The 21,966-nt window shown below is 72.0% G+C and carries 20 protein-coding genes and 1 pseudogene; 10 read left to right on the top strand and 11 right to left on the bottom strand.

All coding sequences use genetic code 11. The features are described 5' to 3' along the window. Nucleotides 1-235: 235 nt before the first annotated feature. Entirely contained in the window at nucleotides 236-1,255 is a 1,020-nt protein-coding gene (locus tag J2Z33_RS05740) for a hypothetical protein (RefSeq protein WP_209838766.1), read from the top strand. A 242-nt stretch (nucleotides 1,256-1,497) separates the two neighbouring features. Here the strand turns inward: J2Z33_RS05740 and J2Z33_RS18815 are convergent, their stop codons facing one another. After that, a complete protein-coding gene (locus tag J2Z33_RS18815; RefSeq protein ID WP_209838764.1) occupies nucleotides 1,498-3,837 on the bottom strand; it encodes a DUF924 family protein in 2,340 nt (779 codons plus the stop codon). A gap of 116 nt (nucleotides 3,838-3,953) precedes the next feature. On the opposite strand from J2Z33_RS18815, the gene J2Z33_RS05730 reads away from it, so the two are divergent. From J2Z33_RS05730 to J2Z33_RS05705, 6 genes and pseudogenes are all read left to right on the top strand, one after another. Then, the gene (locus tag J2Z33_RS05730; protein ID WP_209838762.1) at nucleotides 3,954-4,451 is read left to right on the top strand and encodes a hypothetical protein; all 498 of its coding nucleotides are present in this window, start codon (nucleotides 3,954-3,956) and stop codon (nucleotides 4,449-4,451) included. A gap of 86 nt (nucleotides 4,452-4,537) precedes the next feature. Continuing rightward, nucleotides 4,538-4,786, top strand: a complete 249-nt coding sequence (locus J2Z33_RS05725; protein ID WP_209838761.1) for a YjiS-like domain-containing protein — start codon at nucleotides 4,538-4,540, stop codon at nucleotides 4,784-4,786. 43 nt (nucleotides 4,787-4,829) lie between these two features. After that, complete coding sequence (locus J2Z33_RS05720) at nucleotides 4,830-5,219, top strand: hypothetical protein (RefSeq protein ID WP_209838759.1); 390 nt, start codon at nucleotides 4,830-4,832, stop codon at nucleotides 5,217-5,219. Nucleotides 5,220-5,319: 100 nt separating this feature from the next. Continuing rightward, a complete protein-coding gene (locus J2Z33_RS05715) occupies nucleotides 5,320-5,589 on the top strand; it encodes a hypothetical protein (RefSeq protein WP_342454134.1) in 270 nt (89 codons plus the stop codon). Between the two features lie 144 nt (nucleotides 5,590-5,733). Then, nucleotides 5,734-6,514, top strand: a pseudogene (locus J2Z33_RS18950) (DUF1194 domain-containing protein). A 91-nt stretch (nucleotides 6,515-6,605) separates the two neighbouring features. Then, nucleotides 6,606-7,076 (top strand): hypothetical protein, encoded by a 471-nt coding sequence (locus tag J2Z33_RS05705; RefSeq protein ID WP_209838757.1) that lies wholly within the window; start codon nucleotides 6,606-6,608, stop codon nucleotides 7,074-7,076. A 457-nt stretch (nucleotides 7,077-7,533) separates the two neighbouring features. Here the strand turns inward: J2Z33_RS05705 and J2Z33_RS05700 are convergent, their stop codons facing one another. Next, entirely contained in the window at nucleotides 7,534-8,043 is a 510-nt protein-coding gene (locus J2Z33_RS05700) for a hypothetical protein (protein ID WP_209838755.1), read from the bottom strand. Nucleotides 8,044-8,157: 114 nt separating this feature from the next. Between J2Z33_RS05700 and J2Z33_RS05695 the strand changes: the two genes are divergently transcribed. Next, nucleotides 8,158-9,408 (top strand): winged helix-turn-helix domain-containing protein, encoded by a 1,251-nt coding sequence (locus J2Z33_RS05695; protein WP_209838753.1) that lies wholly within the window; start codon nucleotides 8,158-8,160, stop codon nucleotides 9,406-9,408. A 609-nt stretch (nucleotides 9,409-10,017) separates the two neighbouring features. Here J2Z33_RS05695 and J2Z33_RS05690 read toward each other — a convergent pair. The 4 genes from J2Z33_RS05690 to J2Z33_RS05675 form a co-directional block, all read right to left on the bottom strand. Beyond that, nucleotides 10,018-10,614, bottom strand: coding sequence for a LolA family protein (locus J2Z33_RS05690; RefSeq protein ID WP_209838752.1), 597 nt, complete (start codon nucleotides 10,612-10,614; stop codon nucleotides 10,018-10,020). A 215-nt stretch (nucleotides 10,615-10,829) separates the two neighbouring features. Next, on the bottom strand, nucleotides 10,830-13,838 hold the full coding sequence (locus J2Z33_RS05685; protein ID WP_209838750.1) for a DNA translocase FtsK: 3,009 nt from the start codon (nucleotides 13,836-13,838) through the stop codon (nucleotides 10,830-10,832). Nucleotides 13,839-13,850: 12 nt separating this feature from the next. Continuing rightward, nucleotides 13,851-15,029, bottom strand: coding sequence for an aminotransferase class I/II-fold pyridoxal phosphate-dependent enzyme (locus J2Z33_RS05680; protein ID WP_209838748.1), 1,179 nt, complete (start codon nucleotides 15,027-15,029; stop codon nucleotides 13,851-13,853). 122 nt (nucleotides 15,030-15,151) lie between these two features. Next, nucleotides 15,152-16,474, bottom strand: a complete 1,323-nt coding sequence (locus J2Z33_RS05675) for an amidase (protein WP_209838747.1) — start codon at nucleotides 16,472-16,474, stop codon at nucleotides 15,152-15,154. Between the two features lie 117 nt (nucleotides 16,475-16,591). Between J2Z33_RS05675 and J2Z33_RS05670 the strand changes: the two genes are divergently transcribed. Continuing rightward, nucleotides 16,592-17,827 carry an FAD-dependent monooxygenase gene (locus tag J2Z33_RS05670; protein ID WP_209838745.1) on the top strand — a complete coding sequence of 412 codons (1,236 nt, stop codon included), beginning with the start codon at nucleotides 16,592-16,594 and terminating at the stop codon, nucleotides 17,825-17,827. A gap of 73 nt (nucleotides 17,828-17,900) precedes the next feature. Here the strand turns inward: J2Z33_RS05670 and J2Z33_RS05665 are convergent, their stop codons facing one another. From J2Z33_RS05665 to J2Z33_RS05655, 3 genes are read right to left on the bottom strand one after another with little or no spacing between them, the layout of a single operon-like run. Further along, the gene (locus tag J2Z33_RS05665) at nucleotides 17,901-18,113 is read right to left on the bottom strand and encodes a Trm112 family protein (protein WP_377109738.1); all 213 of its coding nucleotides are present in this window, start codon (nucleotides 18,111-18,113) and stop codon (nucleotides 17,901-17,903) included. Continuing rightward, nucleotides 18,110-18,751, bottom strand: a complete 642-nt coding sequence (locus J2Z33_RS05660; protein ID WP_209838743.1) for an LON peptidase substrate-binding domain-containing protein — start codon at nucleotides 18,749-18,751, stop codon at nucleotides 18,110-18,112. The genes J2Z33_RS05665 and J2Z33_RS05660 overlap by 4 nt, the downstream gene beginning before the upstream one ends. A 26-nt stretch (nucleotides 18,752-18,777) precedes the next feature. Then, nucleotides 18,778-19,665, bottom strand: coding sequence for a thioredoxin family protein (locus J2Z33_RS05655; protein WP_209838741.1), 888 nt, complete (start codon nucleotides 19,663-19,665; stop codon nucleotides 18,778-18,780). 123 nt (nucleotides 19,666-19,788) lie between these two features. Between J2Z33_RS05655 and J2Z33_RS05650 the strand changes: the two genes are divergently transcribed. Then, nucleotides 19,789-20,430, top strand: a complete 642-nt coding sequence (locus J2Z33_RS05650; RefSeq protein ID WP_209838739.1) for an SGNH/GDSL hydrolase family protein — start codon at nucleotides 19,789-19,791, stop codon at nucleotides 20,428-20,430. A 116-nt stretch (nucleotides 20,431-20,546) separates the two neighbouring features. On the opposite strand, the gene J2Z33_RS05645 is transcribed toward J2Z33_RS05650, so the two are convergent. Both J2Z33_RS05645 and J2Z33_RS05640 read right to left on the bottom strand, forming a co-directional pair. Then, a complete protein-coding gene (locus J2Z33_RS05645; RefSeq protein ID WP_209838737.1) occupies nucleotides 20,547-21,335 on the bottom strand; it encodes an exodeoxyribonuclease III in 789 nt (262 codons plus the stop codon). A gap of 197 nt (nucleotides 21,336-21,532) precedes the next feature. After that, nucleotides 21,533-21,871 carry a hypothetical protein gene (locus J2Z33_RS05640; RefSeq protein WP_209838735.1) on the bottom strand — a complete coding sequence of 113 codons (339 nt, stop codon included), beginning with the start codon at nucleotides 21,869-21,871 and terminating at the stop codon, nucleotides 21,533-21,535. Nucleotides 21,872-21,966: the final 95 nt, after the last annotated feature.

The raw sequence follows: 21,966 nt of genomic DNA, 5'->3' as shown, positions 1-21,966 counted from the left end.
CCTGCGATCCCGTCCCGTCCATGTGACCTCCTTCTGACGAAAGGGGGCCAGTTCCTCATGTCGTCAGGGGGTCAGTTTTCCATGTCGCCTGACACACGAGCTCTACTTCAACGTCCATGAGTCCGAGCGCGACCACCGGACGCCCTTCAGCGGGATCACGACGCGCGACACCTACACGAAGGCGGCCCACTTCATCGCCCTTCGGGAGCAGCTCCCGGCAGGTGCGTTCACGCTCGTGACCGAGCAGGACGGCATTCTGCCGAGCCTCCTGCCCCATGTGTTCCGGGACGAGATCCAGGCGGACCGCTTCCGCTGGATCGCCATGACCTTCGACAAGGAGGTCCCGAAGCCGGAGATGGAAAGCAGGGTCCCGGCCTACAAGGCCGACCTGAAGCGGTTCATCCAGGCGTTGCGGAATGCCGATCCGGTGGCCGAGGCGGCCATGACCAACGGGGAGCGCCTCCGGGCCTTCAACGCCGCAAAGATGGAGACGGCAGTCCTGCGCGACCGGTTCGGGACCGCCTGTCCCGTGCAGAGCTCCAACTTCCAGCAGCCGTTCATGCCGATGATCTGGCTGCGCTCGCCCCTCCAGACCGCGGGCGAGACGAACAAGATCGTGGGCTTTCCTCTCATGCGCTCCGCCCGGCGGCAGGAGCTCAAGGCCCTGGCCTTCGACCAGGACATCACCAACCCGGACACCCGGGCGGCGGTGGCCCATCATGTCTGGTCGGCCACGTTCCAGCCGGTCTCGACCTTCTTCAACTCCGTCCGGGAGCGCGTGAGCCTGACAGGACGCTCGGGTGGTAAATTTGCGCGGTCCGGCCCGAGCTCCATCAAGGGCGCCGCCTTCAACCCCCGAGTGCTGATCGCGATGCTCAACATCTTCCGGGTCTACGACAACTGGTTCGAGCCGCGCCAATACATGGCGCCCTGGCTTGAGAACGGCAGGGCCGCGGAGATGCCAGAGGGCGAGATCCTGAAGCGGGTGCCGAGGACGGACAAGGTCGTGGCGTTCAGGAAGAAGCCCGTCGCGCGCCCGCTCTATCGGACGCCGGCCATGCGCCTGGGCATCCAGGAGGTCAAGCACGGCAGGACCGGGCGGTTGATCGTGCCCTCCCTCCACCGCGTTCTCTATCGGCCCTGGCTCTACTGGGGCACCCCGGTCTGGAACACGTTCGAGAACCGGAAGCTCGATCGGCGGTCGCTCCGCTACGCGGATCGCCAACTCGCCACCCTTCAGCGGAAGCTTGCGTAGGTCGGCTCGGGGCGATCGGCATGGGTCGTGCTGGAAGCCCTCTGTTCCGTGTCGCGGGCGCGCCGACCTCGATGGCTCACCGTCCCGTCTGCCTACCGAACGACGCAGCGAGGACGATCCGAGATCATCGAGAACCTGCTGCCCTTCTTCCGCGAGTTCGAGAAAGCATCCGCAGTCAGCTTGAAGCGCGACCGGCCGACCCGAGCGGCAGGGCGTCATCTCCGATGTCGGCCTGGACAGGCTCAAGCGGATTGAGTCTCCATCTCGATGACCAGTTGTTCGTAGCCGCCGCCGTTGAGGAACGCCTTCTCTTCGGGAGTGCTCTGCCGTCCCAACGCGTCGTTGCGCATGGGGAAGCGGCCGAACCGCCGGATCACCCCACGGTGCGCCCGCACGTGCGGGAGGTACATGCGCCCGAGATCCGGCATCCGCTCCTCGACGAGGCGAAGCGCCCGGTCCTGATCGGCAAGGCTCTCGGAGTGCCCAAGGGGCAGGTAGAAGAACATCCGCTCGCGTTCGGAGACCGCCAGGTCCCAGCCGCTCTCCAGTGCTTTCTCGGCCACGGCACGGGCCTGCGGGTCCGAGGCAAAGGCGCGCGAGCTGCCCCGGAGCATGCTGCGCGGGAACTGGTCGAGGAGGATCGCCAGAGCCAGCGCTCCGGAGGGCTCAGTGGCCCAGGAGGGGAGCCCGCCGTCCCTGGCGGCGTTCCAGACCGACGCGAAGCGGGCGCGGATGGCGCGATCCAGACTATCGTTCCAACCGAACCAGCCGACCTCGTCGAACCAGAAGGTAAGCAGGTCATGGGGCGCGATGGTCATGGATGCCTCCCAACTCACGGGGAGGTCGTCCGGGCCGCCTCTTGCGCGAGCCGCAGGCCCTCCTCCAGCTTCAGCCGCATCTCCGGCGCGCTGTCCTGCGCGTCGAGCCCCCATTCGATGGTGAAGCCGGGCATCGCGGCGGCGCGGGCGTAGCTCGCCCCCGCCTCCTCCCTGCGCCCTGCGCCCCGCCAGCGCCAGCGAGGCGGCCGCGAGGGCGTGGCTGTCCACTAAGTCTGGCAACCCCAGGAACGCGTCGGCAGCCTCGTCATGGCGGCCCAAGGCGAACAGCGTCGCGCCGAGGCCGAACTCGTACCAGGCGGGTCGCTCGGGGTTGAGCCGCATCGCGTGCTCGATCCAGCCCAGCATCTCGGGGGCGAGGTCCGGCTGGTGCAGGGCGCGATTGGCCGCGTAGGCCAGCATGTCGGCGTTGTTGGGCGCAACCGCGACGGCGCGGCGGATCATCCGCTGCGCGGTGGCGTCGTCGCCGCGCCGCTCGAACACGTAGGCGGCCGAGATCAGCGGCTTGGGCAGGTCCGGCGAGACGCGCAAGGCTTCGAGCGCAGCCGCGTCGCTCAGCTTCCAATAGCGCTGCGTTTCCTCGGGCGGCGTGTCGGGCCAGAAACGATAGATGTGGGCATAGGCCAACCAGGCCCAGGCATCGCCGAAGTTCGGGTCGCGCGCGACGGCCTTCTCGAAAAGCGCGACGCTCGCCTCCACCGCCTGCGGATCGGCGGCGTTGAACGCCTCCACGCCCAATTGCGCCAGCTCGTAGGCGCTGAGGTCGTCCGTGTCCCGGCCCCGCGCCCGGGCCCGTGCCGAGTTGGCGAGCGCGCCGCTCCAGGTCGAGGCCAGCTCTCCCGTCAGCTCCTCGGCGGCGGTGCGCTGGAAGCCCAGGAGATCGCCCTCGGCCCCCTCCCACCGCCGCGACCACACCTGCCGGCCCGTGTCGGCCTGGACCAGCGAAGCCACGAGGCTCACACGCCCGCCCTCGGCCTGGACAGTCGCCGAGACGACATGGTCCACGCCCAGCGCCCCAGCGATCTCCTCCGGCGCGGAGTCGGCGTAGGCCTCGGTCGTCGCGCCCGCCAGCACATAAAGCCAGCCGTTCTGCGCGAGATCGGCGGTGATGTCCTCGCTGAGCCCGCGCGCCAGAACGTCCCAGCGCTCCCCGCCCGACAGGTTCCGCACCGGCAGCACCGCCACCACGGGCCCATCGAAGACCGCGGCCGCCGTCGCCTCCGGCCCCTCGCGCAGGGCCAGCGCCGCCGCCGTCCCCAAGACGGCGACCCCCAGGAGAGCCGCCGCGAGCCAGGACCGCGCCGGCGTGGGGGCAACCGCGACGGGAGTTCCGGCGCCCTCCGCCTCCAGCCGATAGCCGTCCCGTGCCACCGTCACGAGGGCAGGGCGCGCCGATCCCAGCGCCCGCCGGATCTCCCCCACGCATTGGAAGAGGCTGTCGTCGGTCACGGCGACGCCGCGCCAGACCTCCTCGAAGAGCGCATCCTTGGAGACGTTGCGCTCCCGCCGCTCGGCCAGGACGCGGAGCACCTGGGCCGACTGGCGGCGCAAGGTGGTCACCGTGCCGTCGGGCGCGCGGACGCGGTTGGTCGAAAGGTCGGCCTCGGCGCCGCCCACGTGCAGGATTTCAGGCGATTTCGGCTCGGCTTCAGGACTCCCTCGGGACAGGGACGCCCCGGCGGGCGCAGCCTTGCCTCGCCGCCACGACGCGGCGAACCGATCGGACCAGGGCAGCTGCAACCCCATCGCTCGTCTCCCTCACGACTCCGCCGCGCGGAGCTTACCACGCGGCAGGCTCGCGCCAAAGGGCAACGGCGGCGGGCGCCGCCCCGGACCGGGACGCCAACCCTCGGGAGACCCCCATGCTCAAGACCACCCTCACCGCCGCCCTCCTCCTCGCCGCTACCGGCGCGCTCGCCCAGGAGGCCGCGCCCCAGGAGGTGGAGGCGCCCTTCACCTGGAGCACCGTGGACGCCGCCCCGACCCTGCCCATGGGCGACGGCCAGGAGGCCTACATGGCCGACATCTACGTGGTGCTGTCCGCCGCCGAAGGCCCGCTCGCCGGCCTCGCCGGGCGCTGCATGGTCATCGGGGTGGCCGTCCTCGCGACCTCGGCCGAGCGCAACAGCGGCACCTGCGTCTATGTGGACGCGAAGGGCGACCAGCTCTGGAAGCGCATCGAGGGCGAGGGCAACGGCGCTCCTTTCCGGGGCCACGGCACCTTCATCGGCGGCACCGGGCGCTTCGAAGGCGCCTCGGGCGAGGTGGACTACGACACGTCCTTCTCGGGCTCGCTCCGCACGGGGGTGTACCAGGGCATGGGCATCAACCGTGGCACCCTGACCCTGGCCGGGAGCTGATCCCCTGGACCGAGGAAGCGTCCCTCTCCTCCGGTCGGGCGTCCCCTCATGTCCACCGCCCTGCATCCCGCCTGTGGAGTATCTTCATGTCCGAGTTTCACATCCCCTCCACCGCCCCGCTCCGCCCGCGTCGCGCCGGCCTGCTCGCCAGGCTCGCCGGCTGCCTCGCGCTCCGCGCCGAGGACCGGGCGCTCCAGCGGCAACTGGCGAGGCTGGCCGGGTACGACGACCACCTGCTCGACGACATCGGCCTGAGCCGGGAGGCGGCGCCGGGCCAGGCCGCACGTGCCGCCTGGGGGGCGGTCGACTGGCTGACCATGACCCGCGCGCGCTGAGACACGCGTCCTCCAATGAACCCATCCCTGCTCAGGAGCACCCATGCGCGCTGTCCTTCTCCTCATCCTCTGGCCCGCTCTGGTGTCGGCCCAAGACGTCACCCAGTCTGCCTGGGGCGTCCCCGTCGCGGGCTCCACGCCCTCGGCGGTGTCCCTGGAGCCTTGCGACCTCCCCTGCCTCGCCGTGGTGGAGTTCGACAACACGCTCGTCACCACGGGCCAGGGTTCCCGCGTCGGCGGTCCCGCCGTCGTGCGCACGACCCTGACCTCGACCGGCCTGACGGTGGACGTCACGGTCGAGACCGGGATCGGTCTCGCCCCCGACCTCATGCAGGTCCGGCCGCCGCCGGGTTACGCCGCCCAGCCGTCCGAGATGCCGGTCGACGACGGTGCCAGCGGCCGCGTGTGGGTGGGGCTGGCGCCCACGAGCTAAAGGGGGCGCCAAGTCCCGTGGCTGCATGGGACCTGCAACAGGACGGCCGTCGGCTCAGACTGTCCCGTCCATCGAGAGGTCACCGGGCGCGATCTCACGCGTGGCCGGCATCCACCGCAACGCGGAGCCCTGCGTCTTGCATCTTCGCCCCCACTGGGAGTTGCGCATCATGATCGAGTTGGCTTTCCTGGCCTGCCTGAGCGCGGAGCCGGAGATCTGCGAAGACAAGGCCATGCAGTTCGCCGACCTGTCGGTGATGACCTGCATGATGGGAGCCCAGCCGCAGCTCGCCCAGTGGCAGAGCGAGCATCCGGGCTGGGTGGTCCAACGCTGGAGCTGCCGGAGCATGCCGGCGGGCCGCAGCACCTGAGCCCTCCATGCGCCGCGCGGGCCGGCCGGAGCGTCCGCACGCCGCGTCGCCGTCCGCGCCCGACGTCGGAGCGGTCTCGTCGGCCCTTCGGGATCGAACCCCCATCCCGGACGCTGGCTCCGATCATCCCCCTGAGAGACGCCCATGGTCCTCCTTCTCGACGCCCTCCTTGACCCCCTCACGGCCGAGGCCCTGGCCCCGACCGACTGGACGACCCCCGCCTCCGCCCCGGCAACCCCGGACCGCCGCCTGGCCTTGGTCCTCGCGCTCGACGTGTCGGGCTCGGTGGACCTGGCCGAGGACCGCCTCCAGCGCGAGGGGCTCGCCCAGGCCCTGCTCGCGCCCTCGGTCCGGCGGGCCTTCCTCTCCGGCGCGCCCGTGGCCCTCTATGTCTTCGAGTGGTCGGACCCCGGCTGGCAGCAGGCCGTCCTGCCAGGCTGGCAGATGATCGACGATGAGGGCGACCTCCTCCGCGTCGCGGCCGCGGTCGCCGCGCCGGCCCGACTCTCGGACCGGTACCCTTCCACTTCCACCGCGGTCGGCGTCGCCTTGGTCCACGCGGCAGCGGCCCTCGATGCCGCCCCGGACTGCCGGGCGCATCGTGGACGTCTCGGGCGACGACGAGAGCAACGCCGGGATCGCGCCATCCACGGCCTATGCCAGCCATGCCCTCGACGGGGTCACGGTGAATGCCCTCGTCATCGGCGGGGCCAAGGAGGAGACGGGCAGCATCCCCACCTTCGGGGGCCCCACCACCGAGGATCTCCGCGCCTGGTTCGAGGCCGAGGTCCTGCACGGCCCCGGCGCCTTCGCCATCCTCGCCCGGGATCACTGCGACTTCGCCCGCGCGATGGAACTGAAGCTCCTGCGCGAGGTCGCACCGCCCCTGCTGAGCGGCTGGCCCTCGGGCGAGGGGCCCGGATGAGCGGAGCCGCCCACGTCGACATCGCCAGACCTTCGGGACGCAACCTCCAACGCGGTCGAGCATCTCGCCCATCCGTCCAAAGGAGGCCCTCATGGACCCGCTCCTCGACGCCCTGCTCGCCTGGATCGGCCAGAACACCGCCTACGACGTGGCCGACATCCCCCGCTCCACCCTCGTGGAGCTCTCGCCCGAGGACCTGACGCTCGAATTCTGCTCCGCCGCCCCCCAGCTCCTCCCCGAGGACGGCGTGGACGACCGCCTCCTCGCCCTCTACTCCGCCGAGGACGGCGTGCATGGCACCCTCTACGTCCTCGCGCCCGAGCACGTCGCCGACGCGGAATACTGGGAGGATCCCACCGAGAACCCCCTCTTCCGCGAGATCGTCCTTCACGAGCTGATCCACCACGTCCAATGGCAGACCGGGACCGCCGACACCTGGCCCTGCCCAAGCCACGGCGAGGAGGAGGCCTATCTCCTGGGCGGCCGCTACCTGCGCCAGACGCACACGACCGACCCGATCCCCAACCGCAACTTCTGGGCCCGCGTCTACTCCCTTTGCTGAGGCCCCGTTCCCTGCCTCTTGGATTCCGGCCCATGTCGCAGCGACCCCTGAAGGAGCCACCCATGACCCCACCAGCTTCCCCTCGCGCGCGGAGGCCGCCCGGCTGCTGAGCCGGAGCGCGCGCCAGAAGGTGCGCCTCGCTGCAACTTACGCTCTCATGGGCGAGGTGGAACTGGCGCGGCGGCAGGTCGAGCGCGTCCAGGCCCTGACACCGGGCGTGAACTTCGTCGATCTGGCAAGGATTCATGCTTCTTGATTGGCGCGAAGCTGATCAGGCAGCCTGGAGCCGCCAAGACGGGATGCTGACACCACTGGTCCGGAACGTTCAGGCCTGCCAAGCAAAACCTCCGTCTCTGCTTCAGAAGCAAAGGCGTATGTCCCGCCGCACGGAGTGCGTCAGCCTGAACCCGCACGTTGATCCAGGGCTCCTGCCACCGTCGCGCATCGTGGTGGGTGGTCAGCTCGCGGGGAGGACCAGGGTGCCGCGCCGGATGCCGGTGAGCTGGTTCACCCCTTCTCGGGGCGAGGCGACCCAGGTCAGCGCGAAGGAGGTCTCGCCCGAGTCGCCCTCGAACCGGCCGGTGCCGCCGGTCCAGCTTCCCTGGCCGGCGAAGTCGCTGGTGCCGTCGTAGAGCCCGTCCCAACCCAACCAGAGCTGGTCGCCCCCGGCGTCCTGGAAGATGCAGGTCCCCGACGCCTGGACGGCCCCGATCCCTTCCCGGGCGACACCTGTGTAGAGGCAGTGGCCGCCGAGCCCGGCGAGCGGCCCCTCGGTTGCCGCATGGAGAGGGAGGAAGCTCTCGGCCAGGAAGGCCCACTGGCCGTTGCCCATGTCCATGCGCGACAGCTCGAACGTGGTGTTGCTATAGGATATCTCGAACTCCTGGGCGCCGGGGGCGGCTTCCTGCGCCGGGGCGGCGGAGGCGGCCAGGAGGGCGGCGAGGAGGATCGGGATTGTCTTGGGCATGGTGGTCTCCATCGAGGTGGGATCGACCCGGCCGGCGACCCCTGCCGCCCCGCTTCGTCGCCGGGCTCTGTCGTGGTAGACTGAAGGCCAGTGACACGAGTGAGGGCGACGGGGATGCTGCGCCTGCTGTGGTCCGATCGGTTCGCCGCTTGGGGGCGGCAACGGAGTCCTGGGTTCGCCACCGCCGATCCGTCCCGAAACAAGGCCGAAGTTATCCCGAAATCGGAGGACCGGCTGCGCTTGGGCGGGGCGGAGGCCGACTTCGCCACCAACCGCGTCCGCGCGCCGGACGGGACGGTGACGACCTTGCGGCGCCAGACGGCGGCCGTGCTGCGCGCCCTGGCCGCGCGGCGGGGGCGCAACGTCTCCAAGGCGGAGCTCTTCGCGGAAGTCTGGGGCGACATCGCCGTGACCGATGACAGCCTCACGCAATGCGTGACCGAGATCCGGCGCGCGCTGGGCTCGGCGCGCGGGGTGCTGGTGACGGTGGCGCGGGACGGCTACCGGCTGGAGGCCGAGGCCGCCCTTCCCGAGGCCGGGCGCGGGGCTGCGAAGGGGCGGCCGACGGAGAGCCTGGAGGTCTACGAGCTCCACCTGCGCGGGGTGGAGGCGAAGCACGAGTTCACCCAGGAGGGCTTCGCGGAAGCGGTGCCCCTGTTCCGCCGGGCGCTGGCGCTCGACCCCGACTTCGCGCAGGCCATGGTGGCGCTGTCCATCACCCTCATGTTCCAGGTGGACTTCGTCCCCGAAGCGGAGGCGAAGGCGATGATCGACGAGTCCTACGCACTGGCCAAGCGGGCTGTGGCGCTCGCCCCGGACGATCCGAACGGCCTCCTGCGCCTCGCTTGCCTGCGCGTCTGCGACGGGCGGCGCGACGAGGCCTGGTCCTATGCGGAGCGCGCGGTCGCGCTTGCGCCCACCAACCCCGACGTGCTGGCGGTGGCGGCCGGGTGCTACTTCTTCGCGGACCGCGGCCGGGCGCCGCTCGACTGGGCCGAGAGGGCGGTGGCGCTCAACCCCGGTCACCCGAGCTGGTACAACATCTGGCTGGCCCAGGCCGCGCTGTTCCAGGGCGAGACCGACCTCGCTCTCCGCGCGGGCGGGGAGGCACCGGAGGGTTCGGCCGACATCACCATTGCCGCGGCCGAGGCGCTGTCGGGCGACGCCGGGGAGGCGCGGCGCCTGTTCGACCGCCTGCGGGAGCTGACGAGGTTCAGCAACCTCAGCGACTGGTGGTGGATCGGCGACCTGCGCGCCGACCCCGCCTACGCGCCCTGGGTCAAGGCCGCGGAGATCGCGGGGCTCCCGGTGACAGAGGCCGAGGCAGACGCGCTGGCCGCGCGCCAAGGTCCCCCACGGCAGTGAAGCTGGAAGCCCGGGTCGAACACCCTCACCGGTCCAGCCGCGGCACCGATGCTCGGTGACAGGGCCCACAGATGAGATGCGGCTGGCCCGCGGCGGTGAGATCGTCTTTGCCCGTAGTCTCGCCGGCCCGAGCGGCGAGAACGCGCGGCACCCTCATCGACTACACGCCCTGCTCCTCCCTGCCGGCGGAGCAAGAGGGCACCGGCCTCGTCCAGGATCGCGCCGCCCAGGTTCACCTGCGCACTCTCCAGAAGGCAAGTTGCCACAGCGGCATCCGACGCTGGCTGCCTTTCAGCAGGGCTTCAGGATCACCACGACACATGAGTCGTTGCAGATGATTCCGGTGGCCCTCATGACAGCCGGCCATCCGTGCGTCGTTGACCCGGAGCGCTAGCTGGCGCTCTGGCCCCGCATGGAACCATCGGAATGAGAGCACCCGCCTGACCTCTCAGGCGGGTGCCTTCACGGTTTCGATATGCAGACGGATCATGCCTGATTTGCGTGACCTATCCCCCGAGGAAGGGAACCAGTAGCTCCCCATGCCGGGGCCTTTTTTCGCGGCGGCCCCGAGGAGCTACCGATCACTCGCTCCCGATCACTGGCCCCCGATCATTGGCCCCGGGCGGACATCTCGGCCTGGATGTTGAAGGCGCGGTCGCCGATGCCGACCCCGGTCCGCAGGTCATTGAGCACGACGGTCGTCGGCGTGCCGCCCCCGTCGGTCACCACCCATTGCCGCAACTCCACCGGGTTCGCGGTGAACACGAGCTGGATCGAGCCCCGGTCGGGATGCTGCGGGTCCTGCGCGGTGATCGTCGTCGTGGTGCCGTCCGAGGCGTGGCCCGTCACCATGCCCGCCCGGCCCAGGTCCACGTCGTCCGCGAGAATGATGGACAGCGGCGTCTCCGCCAGCGGGAACCGCTGCGGCCCCTCGTTCGAGGCGGCGTCGAAGACCGCGACCTGCCCGCCCCCGGCCAGGACCAGCGACCGGTCGGGCGGGGCATACTCGAACCGGATGCGGCCCGGCCGTTTGATGTAGAGCGTCCCCGTGGAGATGCTGCCGTCGGCGTTGACCTGCGTGAACCCCGCCTGCGCCGTCTGGACCGAGTTCAGGTAGGCCGAGATCTCCCCCAGAGAGAGCTGCTGCGCCGCCGCCGCGACGGGGGCGAGCGCGACCAGGGCGGCAAGGGCGAGGCGGCGGATCATGCAGGGGTCGTCCTTTTGGGGTTCGGGAATCGCCGGAACATATAGGGCAGTCCTGACGCGGTCCCGAGCGACAGGCGATAACATCGCATCGCGATACGGTGACGGACCCCGGATCGGCTAGGCCGGCGTGGGTGGCACGGTCGGAGTGCGTATTTGGGCCAAGTTGATGAGCAGGGGCCCCCCGACGACAGGGTAGGGGCGGTCCGGCCCCGGCCTCAGTGCGGCTCCGGGACCAGGATCTCGCGCTTGCCGACGTGGTTCGCGGGCGTCACCACGCCCTCCTCCTCCATCTGCTCCACGAGGCGCGCGGCCTTGTTGTAGCCGATGGCGAGCTTGCGCTGGATGTAGCTGGTGGAGCACTTGCGGTCGCGCGCCACGATCTGCACCGCCATGTCGTAGAGCGCGTCCTCCGTCTCGCTCCCCGTGGGGACCGCGCTTCCGGCCTCGCCCTCCTCGGGCGGCTCCTCGAGCACCGATCCCACGTAGTCGGGCGGGCCGAAGGCCTTGAGGTAGGTCACGATCTCCTCGACCTCCTCGTCCGAGCAGAACGGCCCGTGGATGCGGGTGATCCGCCCGCCGCCCGCCATGTAGAGCATGTCGCCCTGGCCCAGGAGCTGCTCGGCCCCCTGCTCCCCGAGGATGGTGCGCGAGTCGATCTTGGACGTGACCTGGAAGGAGATCCGGGTCGGGAAGTTCGCCTTGATCGTGCCGGTGATGACGTCCACCGACGGGCGCTGCGTCGCCATGATGAGGTGGATTCCGCTCGCCCGCGCCATCTGCGCGAGGCGCTGGATGCAGGCCTCGATCTCCTTGCCGGCGACCATCATCAGGTCCGCCATCTCGTCCACGATGACGACGATGAAGGGCAGGATCTCGGGCATGAACTCGTCGGTCTCGAAGATCGGGTCGCCCGTCTCGTCGTCGAAGCCGGTCTGCACGGTGCGCGAGAACATCTCGCCCCGCTCCAGCGCGTCGCGGACGCGGCCGTTGTAGCCCTCGATGTTGCGGACGCCCATCTTGGACATCTTGCGGTAGCGGTCCTCCATCTCGCCCACCACCCATTTCAGGGCGACGACCGCCTTCTTGGGGTCGGTGACGACGGGCGACAGCAGGTGCGGGATGCCATCATAGACGGACAGCTCCAGCATCTTGGGGTCGATCATGATGAGCCGGCATTCCTCGGGCGAGAGCTTGTAGAGGAGCGACAGGATCATCGTGTTGATCGCGACCGACTTGCCCGAGCCGGTGGTCCCCGCGATCAGCAGGTGTGGCATCTTGGCGAGGTTGGCGACCACCGGCTCGCCGCCGATGTCCTTGCCGAGCGCCAGCGGCAGCCGCGCCTGCGCGTCGTCGAAGGCGTGGGAGGCCAGGATCTCGCGCAGCACCACCTTCTCGCGCCGGTCGTTGGGCAGCTCGATGCCGATGACGTTGCGGCCCGGCACCGTCGAGACGCGGGCCGAGAGCGCGCTCATGTTGCGCGCGATGTCGTCGGCGAGGCCGATCACGCGGCTGGCCTTGAGGCCCGGCGCGGGCTCCAGCTCGTACATGGTGACGACCGGGCCGGGACGGACCGAGGTGATCTCCCCTTTCACGCCGAAATCGTCGAGCACCCGCTCCAGCGCGCGGGCGTTCTCGGACAGCACCGAATCCGCGAGATGGTGGCGCTGGACCTCGGACGGGTCGGTGAGGAGGTCCAAGGGCGGCGCGGCATAGGCGACAGGGTCGGGCAGCCGGGGCGCGGGGCGAGGGGCCGAGGCCCTGGGAGCGGGGGCCCTGGGAGCCGGGGCCGTCACGGGCCGCGTGGAGGGGAGGGGAGCGGCGAGGAACTCGTCCTCGGGCTCGTCCTCCTCGAAGGCTTCGGGCTCTCCCGGCATGAACATATCCGAGGCCAGATCCGGGGCCAGATCCGAGGCCAGATCCGGCACCGGAGCGCGCATCGCCGGCTCGGCCAGGACCGGGGTCTCCGCCACGGACCTTTCGACGGGCGGCGCGAGGCGGCGTGGGGCGGGCGCGACGTCGTCCACCTCGGGCTCCAGCGGTTCGGAGGGCTGGCCCTGGCTGCGGGCGCGGATCGCGTCGCCGATGCGGGCGCGGATGCGATCGTCGGGGGCGTCCTCGGCCCGGACCGGCTCGGGCTCGCCCCGGGCGCGGCGGAGCAGGCCGGCCAGGAAGCTCGGCGCCAGCGACAGGGCCGAGGCGGCGGGGACGGGCATGTGGTCGGGGGCGGGCGAGGTCAGGAAGACCGGCGCGGGCGGGATCGCGGCGGGGCCGGGATCGGTGCGCCAGAACGCCTCCTCGTCCTCGTCGATCAGCCCGTCGTCGGACCGGATCTCCCCCAGCAGCGGCGGCATGACGATCCGGCGCGGCGCGAGCGGAGCGGGCTCGGGCCGCAGGATCGCCGTGGGCCGCAGCTCGCCCGGCATCAGCCGCTCGGTCGTGGCGGCCCGCTCGCGCGCGATGCGCTCCTGCTCGGCCCGGGTCTCGGCCCGGATCTCGGCGCGCCGGGCGCGGGCGTCGGCGGCGCGCGCCGATTGCTCGGCCATGAGGGCGCGCGCGCGGACCGACCCGGCCTCGTAGGCGTCGAGCGCCAGGAGCAGCGCCCTCGCCCCCGTCCGCAGCGCCCAGGCGTAGCCCAGCACCAGCCCCAGCGCGACGCGCTGGCGGGCCAGCCGGATCTCGGCCTTGGTGACGCCCGTCACGAACAGCCCGAGCAGCCCCGCCCCCCCGACCACGAGCAGCGACACGAGGAAGGTCCCCAGCGGCAGCACCGTCAGCAGCAGCCCCAGCGCCGTGTCGCCGAAGAGCCCGCCCTGCCCGTAGCTCTGCGTCCACCCGGCCCCGGCCGGCAGCGCGGCCAGCGCGGCGGCCAGCACGGCCACGAAGATCGGCGCGAACACCGCCCGCGCCCGCTCCTCGGCGCGGTGGGTCGCCAGCCGCAGCCCCCAGGCCAGCAGCACCAGCGGCAGGCCCCAGGAGGCGCGGCCGACGATCATCATGAGGGGATGCGCGATGGACGCCCCGAAGCGCCCCAGCCAGTTCCGCGTCGGCGCGTCCGAGGCCAGCAGCCAGTTCGGATCGTCCGGCGAGTAGGTCGCCAGCATCACCGTCGCGAGGAGCCCCGCGCCAAGGAGGGCCAGCCCCACCAGCTCCTTGCCGCGCTTCTCCAGGGCGGCCTGGGTCTGGCTGTCGAGAAGGGGCGCGCGGTCGCGTGTCTGATAGGCCATCTCGCCTCCTTCCTATCGGTAAAGCACGTCGCGGAGGAGCCCGAGGCCCCGCCGCACGTCGGATGCGCCGGCCACCAGGGCGACGCGGATGTAGCCTTGGCCGGAGTTGCCGGCGCCTGCGTCCTTGGCGAGGTAGGCCCCCGGCAGCACCCGCACCCCGGCCTCGCGCCAGAGCCGCAGCGCCGCGTCCTCGCCGTCTTCGACCGGCAGCCACAGGAAGAACCCGGCCCGCGGCGGCTCGTAGCCCGGCACGTCGCCCAGCACCTCGTCGGCGATGCGATACTTCTCTTGATACAGCGCGCGGGAGGCGGCGACGTGCCCCTCGTCCGCCCAGGCCCGCTCGGCCACGCGCTGCAAGGGCAGCGGCAGCGGCGCCCCCGCGTAGGACCGAAGTTGGCGCATCCGGGCAATCGCCTCGGGGCCGCCCGCCGCGAAGCCCGACCGCAGCCCGGCGAGGTTCGACCGCTTGGACAGGGAATGGAACGCGATCACCCGCTCCGGGTCCGCGCCTAGCGCCTTGGCGGCGGCCAGCGCCCCGTCGGGCGGGGCCTCGCGATAGACCTCGGAATAGCACTCGTCGGCGAGGATCCGGAAATCGTGCCTCTCGGCCAGTCGCAGCAGCGTCGTCCAGTAGGCCCGATCCGCCACCGCCCCCTGCGGGTTGGCGGGCGAGCAGACATAGGCCATCGCCACCCGGTCCAGCATGGCGGGCGGGAGCGAGGCATAATCCGGCAGGTGCCCGCTCTCGGCCGTCGCGGGAACGAAGACCGGCTCGGCCCCGACCGACAGCGCCGCCACCATGTAGACCTGATAGAACGGGTTCGGGATCAGCACGACCGGCCGCCCCCCGGCCTTCTCCTCCGGGCACAGCGCCATGGCGACGTTGTAGAGCCCCTCGCGCGTGCCGTTGAGCGCCAGCAGCCGCTCCGGCCCGACCGCCACGTCATACCGCAGCCCCAGCCACCCCGAGATCGCGTCCAGCAGCTCGGGCGTGCCCTCGTTGGGCGGATAGGTGGCGAAGCCCTGGAGGTTCGCCGCGATCACCTCGCCCACGAAGGGCGGCATGGGATGGGTGGGCTCCCCGATGGACATGGCAATGGGCTCGCCGCCGGGCGCGTGCCCGTCGAGCAGCCTCCGCAGGCGCGGAAACGCATAGTCCGGTAGGTTCGCGAACCGCACGGGAGCCGCCATCAACCGCCTCATACCCCGGAGTCATCCACGCTCCGGCTTGGGGCCAGCCTACCGGCTCCCCCGGCCTCCTGTCCAGAAATCCGGACGGGCCACGGCGGGGCGAGCGAAGGGCGCTGTGTCATTTAGGCCGTGATCCTTAACGCCGCCTGCGCCAATCTTAACACCTGCCCCTCGTGGCCCGGCCGCGCGCTCAGCATCAGCCCGCAGGAGGGTTGCGCCGAGGGGATGGAGATGGAGGCGAGCCCCAGCAGATTCGCCATCCGCGTGTTCCGCAAGGCCATGAGGTTGGTCGCGCGGAACAGCTCGTGGTCCGCCGCCATCGCGTCGGCGCGCGGCGGCAGGATGGGGGCCGTGGCGCAGAGGATCGCGTCGAAGGGCGCGATCGCCGCCCAGGCCCGCGCCCGGATGCGGCCCAGCTCGGCCATGCCGTCGAGGTAGTCGGCCGCCAGCACCTCGCGCCCCGCCGACAGGCGGGCCAGGACGGGCGGAAAGACCCGATCCGGCGCGGGCGCCACGACGGCCCGCCAGGAGGCCCAGGCCTCGGCGGCATAAAGCACCGCCCCCAGCTCGTAGGCGCGGGGGAGGTCGGGCAGGTCCAGTTCCTCCACCGTCGCGCCGGCCCGGCCCAGCGCCTCCACCCCCTCGGCCAGCGCGCGGGCGGGCGCGTCCTCCAGGCCGTCGCCGACCACCGTGCGAAGGACGGCGATCCGCGCGCCCGTCAGCCCCGCCCCCGACAGGTCCACGCGCGGCCCGCCCAGCGCCTCCCAGATCAGCGCGGCGTCCTCCACGCTCCGCGCCAGCGGCCCCACCGTGTCGAAGGACGGGCAGAGCGGCACCACCCCCTCCAAGGGCAGCGCCCCCTGCGCGGGCTTGAACCCCACCAGGTCGTTCCAGGCCGCCGGCAGCCGCACCGACCCGCCGGTGTCCGACCCCACCGCCCCCACCGCCAGCCCGTAGGCCAGCGAGGCCGCCGCCCCCGAGGACGATCCCCCGGCCAGCCGGTCGGGGTCGTGCCGGTTGGGCGGCGTCGCCGTCCCCGGATTGAGCCCGAGTCCCGAGAAGGCGAACTCGGTCATGTGGGTCTTGCCGAGGCAGACCGTCCCCGCCAGCGTCGCCGCCCGCAGCACCGCCGAGTCCCCCGCCGGAACCCGCCCGGCCAGGAGCGGCGTCCCCGCCTCGGTCGCGACGCCCGCGGAGTCGAACAGGTCCTTCCACGACAGCGGCACCCCGTCGAGCGGTCCGCGCCGCAGCCCGGCCCGTGCCCGGTCCCGCGCCGCTCGCGCCTCGGCCCGCGCCCGCTCCGGCGTCGCGCGCGCATAGATGCGGTCGCGGAACGGATGCCGCGCGATGGCGTCGAGCAGCGCCTCCGTCCCCTCCAGCGGGTCCGCGCGCCCCGCCGCGATGGCGCGGCCCAGGTCGTCCGCCGTGATCGTGCCCCACTCCATGCCCGTCCCCTGCCCCTTCGCGTTCCGGCGCATTGTTCCCGACCCGGCCGCCGGCTCCAAGCCCTCCCGGGCGCCTCCCCCGTGACAACCCCCGGCGACCGCGCCATATCACCGGCCATGACACAGACCCCGAACCCCCTCCCGCCCTCCCATGACGCCCTGATCGTCGGGGGTGGCCTCGCGGGACCGGCCCTGGCGCTGGCCCTCGCGCAGGCGGGGCTGACGGTGGCGCTGATCGACGCCCGCCCGCCGGCCGATCCGGGCGCGCGGATCGACGGCCGGTCCTACGCGCTGGCGCTGGCCTCGCGCCGGCTGCTGGCCAACCTCGGCGTCTGGTCCCGCCTCGCCAACCACGCCCAGCCGATGCTGTCCATCAAGGTCGCGGACGGCCGCCCCGGCGAGGCCCCCTCCCCTCTCCACCTCGCCTTCGACCACGCGGAGATCGAGGAAGGGCCGATGGGCCACATGGTCGAGGACCGGCACCTGCGGGCCGCGCTCGACGCCGCCCTGGCGCAGGAGCCCCGCATCGCCACGTACCATGGCACGACCGTGGTGGCGCAGGAGACCGACGCCTCCTCGGCCTCCGTGACCCTCGCCGACGGCCGGACCCTCGCCGGCCGCCTCCTCGTCGGCGCCGACGGCCGCGAGAGCGGCACCGCCCGCCGCGCCGGCATCGCCCGGATGAAATGGGGCTACGGCCAGACCGCCGTCACCTGCACCGTCGCCCACGACAAGCCCCACCGGGGCACCGCCTTCCAGCTCTTCCTGCCCTCCGGGCCCCTGGCGATCCTGCCGCTGACCGGCAACCGCTCCTCGATCGTCTGGAGCGAGACGGACGACCGCGCCCGCGCGCTCATGGCGATGGACGACGCGACGTTCCTGGCGGCGCTGCGCCCGGTCTTCGGCAGCTTCCTCGGCGCGCTCGCGCTCGACGGCCCGCGCTTCGCCTATCCCCTCGGCCTGACGCTGGCGCGGCACTTCACCGGCCCGCGCCTCGCGCTGGTGGGCGACGCCGCCCACGGGATGCACCCCATCGCGGGCCAGGGCCTCAACGCCGGCCTCAAGGACGTGGCGGCGCTGGCCGACGTGCTGGCCGAGGCGCGCGCGCGGGGCGAGGACATCGGATCGGCCCCCGTGCTCGGCCGCTACGCCCGCTGGCGGCGCTTCGACACGGCGACGCTGGCCTTCGCGACGGACGGCTTCAACCGCCTGTTCTCGAACGACTCGCGCCCGCTACGGCTGGCCCGCGACCTCGGCCTCGGCCTCGTGAACCGCCTGCCCCCCCTGCGCCGCGCCTTCATCCGCGAGGCGGCGGGCCTGACCGGCGACCTGCCAAGCCTGATGCGAAGCTGAGCCCGCCTTCTTTGGCTCCAAGTATCCTGGGGGGAGTCGCGCGACGCGCGACGGGGGGCAAAGCCCCCCTTCGTCAGTCCAGCCCCCGCGCCTCCGAGGCCAGCATGATCGGGATGCCGTCCCGGATCGGGTAGGCCAGATGCGCCGCGCGCGAGACCAGCTCCTGCCGCTCGGCGTCGTAGAGGAGGACGCCGTGCGTCTGCGGGCACACCAGCGCCTCCAGCATCCGGGGGTCGAACCCGGGCGCGCGGGGCTCCTCGCTCATCGAATCGGTGGGGTCGTTCATTGCATCATCTCTCCGGTCTCGCCGCCATGAAGCGAGAACTCGATCAGCGTGATCAGCGTCTCCCGGCGGGTCGGCAGCGTCGGCGCCTCCAGCAGCGCCTGCTTGTCCTCGGGCGGGAATGGGCACAGCATCGACAGCGAGTTGATGAGCAGCTCGTCCTCGGCGTCGCGCACGGCGTCCCAGTCGGTGGACAGCCCCTGGTTCTGGAAGAAGCGGTTGAGGAGGTCGATGAACGGTCCCCGGTCCAGCCCCGCGTCCTTCTCGACCGCGCCCCGGTCGCGCTCGAAGCCGCTCCACGACACCTCGCAGCGGCGGTAGGGCGTGAAGCCCTCGACCTCGCGCAGCACCCGGAACCGCGACACGCCCGACAGCGTGACCATGTAGCGCCCGTCCTCCGTCTCCGAGAAGGCGGTGACCCGCCCCGCGCAGCCGATGGAATGCAGCCGGTCCGCGCCCGACGCATTCTCGAAGGGCTGGATCATCCCGATCAGCCGCGCCGGGGTCTTGAGCGTGTCGTCGATCATCGCGAGGTAGCGCGGCTCGAAGATATGGAGCGGCAGCCGCGCCCGCGGCAGGAGCAGCGCGCCCGGGAGCGGGAAGATCGCGATGGTCTCGGGAAGCTCAGCGGACAGGGGCATGACCCGCGATCTAGGACGCGCGGGCATCAGGCAAAGATGAGGGAGGACAGTTTCCGCCGACCCGACAGCGCGATCGGGTCCTTGGGCGGCAGCGCGTCGAAGATCTGGAAGAGCTGCGCCTTGGCCGCGCCCTCGTTCCATTCCCGGTCGCGCCGGAAGATCTCCAGCAGCTGGTCCACCGCCTCCTGCACCTCCCCCTCCGCGTGGAGCGCCGTGGCGAGGTCGAACCGCGCCTGATGGTCGGACGGGTCCGCCTCCACCCGCGCGCGCAGCTCCTCGACCGGGCCCGCCTTGGCGGCCTGCCGCGCCAGCGCGATCCGGGCGCGCACGGCCTCCAGCTCGGACTTGCCCGAGATGCTGGCGGGCGCGCCGTTCAGGATCGCCTCCGCCTGGTCGAGATCGCCCGCGAGGATCATCGCCCGCACGAGCCCCGCATAGGCACGGGGGTTCTCGGGCTCCTCCTGGAGGATGGCGGCGAAGGTCTGGGCGGCGTCCACCGCCGCGCCCTCCTCCAGCATCTGCTCGGCCGCCTCGATGGCCTCGGCCAGCCCGCCGTCGCCCGCCAGCGCCGCGAGCTTCTGGACGAACTGCTCCACCTGGGACGCCGGGAGCGCGCCCTGGAAGCCGTCCACCGGCTGCCCCTGCCAGAAGCCATAGACCGTCGGGATCGACTGCACCCGAAGCTGGCCCGCGAAGGCCGGGTTCTTGTCCACGTCGATCTTCACCAGCCGCACCTTGCCGGCCTGCTTCCGCACGGCGGCCTCCAGCGCCGGGGTGAGCTGCTTGCACGGCCCGCACCACGTCGCCCAGAAATCGACGATGACGGGAACCTCGCGCGAGGCCTCGATCACCTCGGCCATGAAGCCCGCGTCGGTGCCGTCGATGATGTCCAGCGTCTCGGCCGCTTGCGCCATGATGTCCCTCCTCGTGAGTTCCGGGGTTATATGTGCCCACCGGCCCGGAAGGGGAAGGGGCGGTTTGACCGGCCCCCGCCGGCCCCCTAGCGTGGCCCCCGACCTCGGGAGGACCACGGCCCCATGACCCGCACGCTTCTCTGCTTCGGCGACAGCAACACCCACGGCACCCCGCCGATCCTGCAACGGGGCGAGGCCTACCGCCGCCTCGACGCCGCGACGCGCTGGCCGGGCGTGGCGGCGGCCCTTCTGGCCCCGGAGTGGGACGTGGTGGAGGAGGGCCTGCCCGGCCGCACCGCGCAGTTCCCCGACCCCGTGATGGGCGCGCACATGGACGGGCGCGACGGCCTCAAGATCGCGCTGCAAAGCCACGGCCCCATCGACGCGCTCACCATCATGCTCGGCACCAACGACACCAAGACCCGCTTCGGCGCCGACGCCCCGCGCATCGCAGCCGGGATCGCCGCCCTCCTCGACATCGCCAACTCCCCCGAGATGCAGGACCGCCACGGCGGCTTCCGCATCCTGCTGATCTGCCCGCCCCCGGTGCTGGAGCAGGGCCCCATCGCCTCCGAGTTCACCGGCGCGCGCGAGACGTCCCTTCATCTTCCGTCCCTCCTGATGGCGCTGGCCGAGGCCCGTGGCGCGGGGTTCCTGGACGCCGGCACCGTCATCGCGGTCAGCCCCGCCGACGGCATCCACCTGGAGCCCGAGGCGCACGGGGCGCTGGGGCGGGCGGTGGCCGAGGCGGTGCGGCGGCTCTGACGGGAACCGGCGACGGGCCGTCCGTCCTTAAGGGAGTCACGGCCCGCACGAGGGAGATTCGCACGAAGGGATGAACGAAGCCTGACAGCAACGGGCGTTGCGCGACCGCTAAGATCCTACAGGTCGAAGCTCGCCAGCACCGGCACGTGGTCCGAGGGCCCGTCCCAGCCGCGCGCGTCGCGCAGGACGCGGCTGCCATGCGTCGCCCCCACGATGTCCCGCGACGCCCACACATGGTCGAGCCGGCGCCCCTTGTCCGCCGCGTCCCAGTCCGGCGCGCGGTAGGACCACCAGGAATAGAGCTTGCCCATGGGCCGGTCGAGCCGCGTCACGTCCACCCATCCCCCGGCCTCGCGCGCCTCCTCGAAGTGCTCCACCTCGACGGGCGTGTGGCTCACGACCCGGAGCATCTGCTTGTGCGACCACACGTCGTCCTCCATGGGCGCCACGTTGAGGTCGCCCACGAGGATCGCGCGGGCGGGGCGGTCCGCCCGGAAGTGGTCCCGCAGATGCGTGAGGAAATCGAGCTTCTGCCCGAACTTCTCGTTCTGCTCGCGGTCGGGCACGTCGCCCCCGGCCGGCACATAGACGTTGTGGATCACCGCCCCGCAGTCCAGCCGCGCCGCGACGTGGCGGGCGTGGCCGAGGCCCGCGAAGTCCACCGACCCCGCGTCCTCCAGCGGGCGCCTGGAGAAGATGGCGACGCCGTTGTAGCCCTTCTGCCCCCGCATCACGACATGGGGATAGCCCAGCGCCGCGAAGGCCGCGACGGGGATCTTCTCGGCCGGGCTCTTGCATTCCTGGAGGCAGAGGATGTCGGGGGCCTCCTCCCGCAGCAGGCGGGCGACCAGCCCCTCCCGCAGGCGGACCGAGTTGATGTTCCAGGTGGCGAGGGTCAGGGGCATGGGGCTCTCCGGCGGGCGCGGCCCCTGATAGCGGCGCGGGCCGCCGGGGGGAACCCGGCGGCCCCTCCCCTTGGGATGATCCGACCGCCGCCGGGGCCGTCAGGCGGGAAACAGCGGATGCGGAGGTCGCGACGACCCGCCCTGGCGGCCGCGCGGCCCCCAGGGATGCGCGGCCAGAGCCAGGGCCAGGCGCGGGGTCAGGCCGGGTTCAGCGTGTAGCTGGGCGTGGCGCAGACGTTCAGGCGGTCCACCATCTCGGAGCCGTCCTCGAAGACGAAGCGGAGGTCCTGGTCGCAGGACTCGGCGCTGCCGGGGATGGTGACCGATCCGGCCTCGCCCGGGGCCATGACGCTGGCCACGAGGAGGTCGTCGCTCTCCGCGCCGCCGATGGCGGGGGTGGCGTGGAACTCCATCAGCGTGAGGCCGCTGTTGTTGACGAGCTGGAAGCTCACGTCCTGCGCCAGGGCGGGCTGGGCCAGGGCCGGGACGGCCAGGGCGGACAGGAGGAGGGCGGAAGCCAGGCGGGTCGAACGCATCCTTGGACCTATGTAGGGGTCGCGGACCCCATCGGGGGACGCGCCATGCGTCCCTCGGGCAGGAATATACGCACGCCGCCGCGGGATTGCACCGG

The organism is Rubellimicrobium aerolatum, assembly GCF_017872975.1.
Taxonomy (GTDB): Bacteria; Pseudomonadota; Alphaproteobacteria; order Rhodobacterales; family Rhodobacteraceae; genus Rubellimicrobium; species Rubellimicrobium aerolatum.
Note: the sequence above shows the minus strand (reverse complement) of the source record. Positions and strands in the feature narration are given on the sequence as shown.